At 36.7% G+C, this 7,321-nt stretch carries 7 protein-coding genes and 1 pseudogene; all 8 read right to left on the reverse strand.

Features of this window, described 5'->3' with window-relative positions; translation table 11 throughout:
• The coding region (locus J7J33_03150; GenBank protein ID MCD6168287.1) for a type II 3-dehydroquinate dehydratase at positions 1-183 on the reverse strand (183 nt) is incomplete at its 3' end.
• The gene (locus tag J7J33_03155) at positions 180-1,715 is read right to left on the reverse strand and encodes a bifunctional shikimate kinase/3-dehydroquinate synthase (GenBank protein ID MCD6168288.1); all 1,536 of its coding nucleotides are present in this window, start codon (positions 1,713-1,715) and stop codon (positions 180-182) included. The genes J7J33_03155 and J7J33_03150, both read right to left, overlap by 4 nt.
• Complete coding sequence (aroC, locus tag J7J33_03160; GenBank protein MCD6168289.1) at positions 1,703-2,842, reverse strand: chorismate synthase; 1,140 nt, start codon at positions 2,840-2,842, stop codon at positions 1,703-1,705. Before aroC ends, J7J33_03155 begins: the two co-directional genes overlap by 13 nt.
• Positions 2,836-3,612, reverse strand: a complete 777-nt coding sequence (locus J7J33_03165; GenBank protein ID MCD6168290.1) for a shikimate dehydrogenase — start codon at positions 3,610-3,612, stop codon at positions 2,836-2,838. The genes aroC and J7J33_03165 overlap by 7 nt, the downstream gene beginning before the upstream one ends.
• Positions 3,605-4,882: a 3-phosphoshikimate 1-carboxyvinyltransferase gene (gene aroA, locus J7J33_03170; GenBank protein MCD6168291.1), complete on the reverse strand. Its 1,278-nt coding sequence runs from the start codon at positions 4,880-4,882 to the stop codon at positions 3,605-3,607. Before aroA ends, J7J33_03165 begins: the two co-directional genes overlap by 8 nt.
• Complete coding sequence (locus J7J33_03175) at positions 4,882-5,721, reverse strand: prephenate dehydrogenase (GenBank protein ID MCD6168292.1); 840 nt, start codon at positions 5,719-5,721, stop codon at positions 4,882-4,884. Before J7J33_03175 ends, aroA begins: the two co-directional genes overlap by 1 nt.
• Positions 5,693-6,709, reverse strand: a complete 1,017-nt coding sequence (aroF, locus tag J7J33_03180; GenBank protein MCD6168293.1) for a 3-deoxy-7-phosphoheptulonate synthase — start codon at positions 6,707-6,709, stop codon at positions 5,693-5,695. Before aroF ends, J7J33_03175 begins: the two co-directional genes overlap by 29 nt.
• Positions 6,706-7,065: pseudogene (gene aroH, locus J7J33_03185) on the reverse strand (chorismate mutase). The gene aroF and the pseudogene aroH overlap by 4 nt, the downstream one beginning before the upstream one ends.
• Positions 7,066-7,321: the final 256 nt, after the last annotated feature.

Consider the following 7,321-nt stretch of genomic DNA (forward strand, 5'->3'; position numbering starts at 1 on the left):
AATTTTATCTATTATCTCTCCCTCATGATTTGACTGAAAGAATGTGAGTGAAAACTTAAATCTCTTCCCCTCCTCTTCCATTTTCCTCTGAATCCAGTCTAAACCCTTTTCACCATAAATATTTTTTTCTCTCACACCGAGCATATTCAAATTGGGTCCATTAATTACAAGTATTCTTTTCATATTTCCTCCTTAAATTCTTTCAAAAATTCTAATAAAAACTTTGTGAGTAACTTCGGCTGAAAATCCCGCTTTAAAAAAACTTCTCCAATCCTTTTTGGAAGGATTAAAGTAAGTTTCTTAAGGTTTGTTTTTTTATCCAAAAGGAGTGTCCTTATTAAATCCTCTTCCTTAAAATTAAGTATTGGCAAAAATTTATCAATATGAAAACCTAATTTTTTGTAGAGGGATACAATCCTTTCAAAATCACTATCTTTCAAGATCTTAGACCTATTTGAAATATATGCTGAAACGAGTATGCCAAATGCAACCGCCTCTCCGTGTGTTAAATTTCCAAAACCCATAATTTTTTCCATCATGTGACCTACTGTATGACCTAAATTTAAAAAAATCCTCTCTCCTTTGTTATCAAACATATCATTTTCAATCCATCTTATCTTTTCAAGAATCGAAGGATATATGAGTCTTAAAATTGTCATAAAATCAAATTTATAAGATTTCTCAAGGGTCTCAAAGATACCATTTTCAGAAAGAATCCCATACTTAAATATCTCGCCAAGACCTGAAGCAATCTCTCTATGGGGAAGAGTCCATAGAAACATAGGGTCTATATAGGTATATTTGGGTAGATAAAAGGTTCCAACAAGATTCTTTCCTGATGAAAGATTAATGCCATTCTTTCCACCAATAGAACTATCTACCTGGGAGAGAAGTGTTGTAGGCACAAGGTAAAGATTCACACCCCTCATGTAGGTTGAGGAGACAAAACCAGAAATATCAGAAACTACCCCTCCTCCAACACCTACCACCTTCCCATCTCTTTCAACTTTTGAATTTGAAAGAGCATCGTATATGCAAGAAACCTCTTTAAGATTTTTTGCCCTTTCCCCTCCTCTCACAATGTATCTATCCTTGATCTTAAACCTTTCCCTGTAAATTTTATAAACATTCTCATCTATTATCAGGAAATCAAACTCTTTACTGGGAAGTGAAAATGATATTCCAACCTGTAAAATAATCTTCTGGGGAGTATGAAGTTCTCTTCTTTTAATTATCCACATAATATCAGATACAACATCAGAAGGGTTTCTCTCGGCATCAATTTTTATAGGAATCTTTAAATAAGCATCCCTTCTCTGCTCAAAAAGATGAGTAAAATTAGAGAGGGAATTAAGTAGCGGTCTCTTTCTATCTCCCTTTATCCTCTCATAAAAAACCTCAGGCCTTCCATCAAGGAGTATGGGAATAGAGTTTTTAAGAACAGCGTTAAGGGACTCAGTATCAATGATAGCGCCTCCTCCCACAGCAAGAACAAAATCTTCTTTTCTTTTTAAAAACTCAAAAAGAGTATCCTTCTCTATCTCTCTAAAGAAATGCTCACCATTATCCTGAAATATCTTATTTATCCTTTTTCCAACCCTCCTCTCTATTTCAGAATCAAGATCAAAAAATGGAATATTAAGATTCTTAGATAACTCTCTTCCAATAGTTGTTTTTCCAGAACCCATAAATCCGCATAAAACTATCTTTGCCAAAATCTCCTCCTTGAATTGATATAGTTGTTGAAGGAATCTTTTGTATCTTTTATGTGGTCTCCCCCAAATTTATCCAAAAAACTGGATGCAACAACAAAGGAAACCCTTGATGCAGCAACAAGAGATACTGCTGGTATTACAACTGTATCAGACCTTACATAACTGGATCTAACCTCTTTAAACTCCTTAAGATTTACAGATTTAACTCCTTTTCTAACCGTTGGAATTGGCTTTGCATAGAATTTTACAACTATATCCTCTCCATTTGTTATCCCTCCCTCAATCCCTCCAGCATTGTTTGAACCCCTTAGAATTCTATCTCCTCTTATTAGGAATGAATCATGGAACTTACTTCCCATAGATCTTGACGATTCAATACCTTCTCCAATCTCAACCGCTTTAACAGAGGGAATACTCATAACTGCTTGAGCAATTAGACCATCAATTCTTTTATCCCACCTGTTATAATCTCCAAGTCCAGCAGGAACTCCCCTTAAAATCACAATACCACTTCCCCCTAAACTATCCTTCTCTTCTATGGCATGCTCAATCTCATCCATTATCCTCTCTTCAAATTCAGGAAATGGCACAAGAACTGGAGAGGAGATTGCTCTTCTAAAAAGAGAGGGTATATCATCAAACCGCTCTGTTGGAATGCCAACTCCACCCACTGATGTCACAAAGAAATAGGTCTCCACTCCAAATTCCCTTAGAAAAAGAATACATATACTTCCTGCAATAACATCTAAAACAGTAAGTCTTCCACTTGTTCTCTCCGCTGGAAGATAGAGATTATCAAAGTCATATTTTATACTCCCTGAGAAATCGGAATGACCTGGTCTTGGGACTAAAGAGAATTTCCCCCTCCCTCCTCTCTCCCAATCTATGTTTCTCACCTTAAATCCTATAGGTGCACCTGTTGTAATATTCTCCTTATTTAGACCTCCAAAGAACTCTGGTTTATCCTCCTCAAAATCCATTCTCTTTCCCCTTCCATAACCTCTTTTCCTCAAGATAAGCATTGAGTTTATGTAATCAAGATCAAGTTTTAAACCTCTCGGAATCCCCTCAAGTATCCCAACAAGGTACATTCCATGAGACTCTCCTGCTGTATGGAATCTCAACATCTCTCACCTCCATACCAGATTCTTATGTTATCAATACATTGAAAGTAGAGCATGGTAAAACCATTTTTAACTTTGGCTCCTTTTTTCCTTCCAATCTTTAAGAATTCAGTTTCTTTCGGATTGTATATAAGGTCGTAAAGGATTTTATCTTCATCTATCCACGATTCTTTAATTAGGGTATCTTTACCATTTAGTCCTACTGTGGTTGCATTCACAATAAACTTACTTTTTTCAACAACATCTTCTGCCTCACAAAATTTAACTGGAATTATCCTCTCATGAAACACCTTTTTAAGTTCAAGAGCCCTCCTGTATGTTCTATTTACAACAAAAATATCACCTACTCCAACATCTATTAAAGCCTTTATCACAGATCTGGAAGCTCCTCCGGCACCAAAGATAACTGCATCCCTTCCTTTTATATATTCCAAAAATGGTATGATACTTCTTTTAAATCCAGAATAATCCGTATTAAACCCATACAATCTTCCATCCTTAACCTTAACGCAGTTCACAGAACCTATTTCTCTCGCAACCCCTGTAAGATAAATATCAAACCTTAGAATCTCTTCCTTCAGTGGTTGAGTTAGATTAAAACCTTTCACATTTTTATTATTAAGAATTTTAGAAATCCTTGATTTTAGTTCCTCCCTTCTTGTCTCAAGAAGAGAGTATTCTGCATCCTCTCCCATAAGCTTGAAAAGTCTTCTATAGATTTTTGGAGAGAAGGAGTGGGAGATAGGAAAACCTAAAAGATAGAACCTATCCATAACTTATCCTCCTTACAATCTCAAAGAAGCCTGGAAAAGAAACTTTAATTGAGTCTATCTCTTCAAGATAGATACCACTCCTTGAGAGCAAACCAAGAATTGAAAAAGAGAGGGTAATTCTATGGTCAAACCCTGTCTTAACAACACCTCTCCTTATCTCTCCCCTCTTAACATAGAATCCATCTGGAAATTCATGGGCAAAAACACCCAAATTTCTCAAATTTTCTACAACAAGTCTTATCCTGTCACTCTCTTTCACTCTAAGTTCCTCTGCTCCTTCAACCTTGACACCCTCCTCCAAAAATGCACCCATAATACCTATTAAAGGTAGTTCATCAATAAGTAAAGGTGCCTCGTCTCTTGAAATATAAATCTTTGAAAGACTACTGGATTTAACATAGATATCACCAAATATCTCGCCATTTTTCACCTTTTCATTTAAAATTCTAATATTTGCCCCTCCCCTTCTTAAAACATGGAGTAAGTAAATCCTTGTGGGATTTAAGGATACATTCTTTATAACCAACTCACTGTTATCCAAAAGAAGTGTTAATACAATGAAATATGAAGCAGAAGAAAAATCTCCCGGAATAAAGATCTCTCTACCATAAAGTTTTTCAACTGGAAATACAGTAATTCTTTTATCCTCAGATAAGATCTTTCCCCCAAAGGCTTCAAGCATTATCTCTGTATGATCTCTCGTTTTTACTTTTTCTAAAATAGTTGTCTTCCCCTGAGCACTCAAACCCGCAAGGATTAAGGCACTTTTAACCTGAGCTGATGATTTTTCTGGTTCATACTCTATACCTTTGAGTTTTCTTCCAATGATTACAAGAGGGGGAAATTTGCCATTTTCCCTTCCAGTTATAAAACCACCCATAAGATTTATGGGTTCTACAATCCTTTTCATAGGTCTTTTTCTCAATGAGGAATCACCTGTAATTACAAAAAATTTTCCTTTAACTCCTGAAAAGAGTCCAGAGAGGAGTCTTATGGTTGTTCCTGAATTCCCTGCATTAAGAACATCATCTGGCTCTTTTATTCCAGAGATACCAATACCTTTAATCTTTATAGCTTTGTCTTCAAAAGAGACCTCTGCACCAATTCTTTGCATTATCTCAAGAGTCCTTAAAACATCATCTCCTGTATTTGGATTTTTTATAAGGGAATAGCCCTCTGCTATGGAAGAGAATATAAAACTTCTGTGCGTTATTGATTTATCTCCCGGAAGCGAAACTTCTCCACGAACTCCTCTTATTGGCTCAATCATTACCATATCTTGTCTCTCCTCTCCTTTACCTTCTCTGCAAGTTCCTTAAATTTTCCTTTCTCAATAACATCAATAACCTCCTCAAGAGTATCTATGTACTCAGAAACAAATCTTTTAACATGATCAAGGTTTGTTTTAATCATCCCATAGGACATGACAGGGTCTCCACTGGAGATTCTTGTAGTATCCCTGAGTCCACTTCCTGCAAATTTAAAAATGTTATCTTTGTCCTTCTCCTTCTTCATAAGATAGTAGAAGAGGGATAGAGAAACAACATATGGAAGGTGGCTTGTGAGTCCAAGGATATAATCATGGTCATCAGCTGAAATGAATACAGGAAAACTACCTATATCTCTAACAAGCTTTAAAACAATTCTCTTTTTCTCTTCTGTAAGATTATTCTCCTCTGTGAGAACAAAAATTTTACCATCAAATAGATGTGAATCTATGTTTTTTATTCCACCCTTCTCTTTCCCTGCAATGGGATGTCCACCGATAAAGAATGAATCCACCTTTCTCATCTCATCAACAACAACTCTCTTTGTGCTTCCTGTGTCCATAAGAATTGAATCTTTATAAAATTTATCCCTGTTTTCTCTTATAAAATAAGGTATGAATTGGACAGGAATTGAGATGACAACTATATCTGATTTTAATCCCTCCTCAATTGAAAGAGATTTGTCAATTGCACCAACCTCTAAAGCTTCCCTCACAACATCTCCATCTATATCGTATCCATATCTTAACCACTTTCCCTTTAAGGAAAGCCCAAGAGACCCTCCTATAAGCCCAAGACCTATTATAAAGATGCTAAAGAATGAATCTTCCAATTGCTTCACTTATCACCTTCCCCTTTCTCATTAGTTCCTTGAATTGATGGGGATACAATGATTGGAAACCATCAGACAGAGCTTTTTCCGGTTCATGATGAACTTCCACAAGAAGACCATCAGCCCCAGCAGCAATTGAGGCAAGAGAAACTGGAATGACAAGTTCCCTTTTTCCTGTGGCGTGTGATGGATCAACAACTACAGGGAGGTGTGTTATTGATTTTAAAATAGGTATAGCAGATATATCAAGGGTATTCCTTGTGTATGTTTCAAATGTCCTGATGCCTCTTTCACAGAGAATAACATCCCTGTTTCCATTCGAAAGGATATACTCTGCTGCAAGAAGAAACTCCTCAATCTTTGCCGACATCCCCCTTTTTAGTAGAATTGGCTTTTTTATCTTGCCAGCAGCTTCAAGTAAGGAAAAATTCTGCATATTTCTTGCACCAATTTGAACTATGTCAGCATACTCTGAAACAAGTTCAAGCTGTTCAATAGACATTGCTTCTGTAACAATCGGTAAACCAAATTTCTCCTTTGCCTCCCTTAAATATAGAAGTCCCTCCTTTCCCAAACCTCTAAAGCTATAAGGTGAGGTCCTTGGCTTAAATGCCCCTCCTCTTAAAATCTTTGCACCAGAATCCTTAACTACCCTTGCTATATTCAGTATCTGTTCCCTTCCCTCAACAGAACATGGACCAGCCATCACGACAACTCCCTTTCCACCTATCTCAACACCGTCAACTTCAACAACTGTGTCTTTCTTTTTAAACTCTCTGCTCGCTAACTTAAATGGTTTTAGAATTCTTATAGCCTCCTCCACACCTTTTACATTTAACCAGTATTCCCTATCCTTTGCCCTTGAATCTCCTATGAGTCCTATTATTGTTCTCTCCTCACCCCTTGAAATATGTGGAGTTAAACCAGCTTCTTTCACCTTCTCTACTATTCTCTGAATCTCCTCCTCTTTAAGATTCCTTTCTAATATGAGAATCATTTACCACCTCCAGAAATGTCTTCTCTAAGACTCTTCGCCCTATGAAGATAGACCGGTTCAAGGTCTTTGTCTGTATCAACAAAGACCATAACCCTTATGCATTTATCCATTGCCCCTTCAACAAACTTGTGCTCAAGGTCAAGAAGAGGGGTATGGGAGAGTCCAAATCTCTCTCTAACAATCCTTGAGGGAAAAATCTTTGTGAGATCATTGGTCATCGTGAAAATGACTCCCAGAATGTCGCTATTAGACAGGTTGTTTCTTCTAAGTATCTCACCAAAGAGTTCCTCTGTTTTTCTTGTAATCTCTTCAATTGAGTTCTCTTCAACACAAGTTGCTCCTCTTACAATCCTCATCTTTACCTCCTAAAAATAAAAAAGCCCACAAATTTGTGGGCTTAAGGTGAAATCCAGGATAGGAGAAACCCTTCTCCTGAATCTCACCTCAACAAATAATAATAGTATGAATAACTCATCACAAACATGATTGACTACATTATAAATAATTTTTTAGATGTGTCAAGTATTCCTGCAACTCCGGCACTATGCAACGCCAGATGCCTCGTATAATAATATTGTAAGAGGAGAGTATAGGAAGGGTAGATTAAGTGGT

The organism is Caldisericia bacterium (assembly GCA_021158845.1).
In the GTDB taxonomy this organism is placed as follows: Bacteria; Caldisericota; Caldisericia; order B22-G15; family B22-G15; genus B22-G15.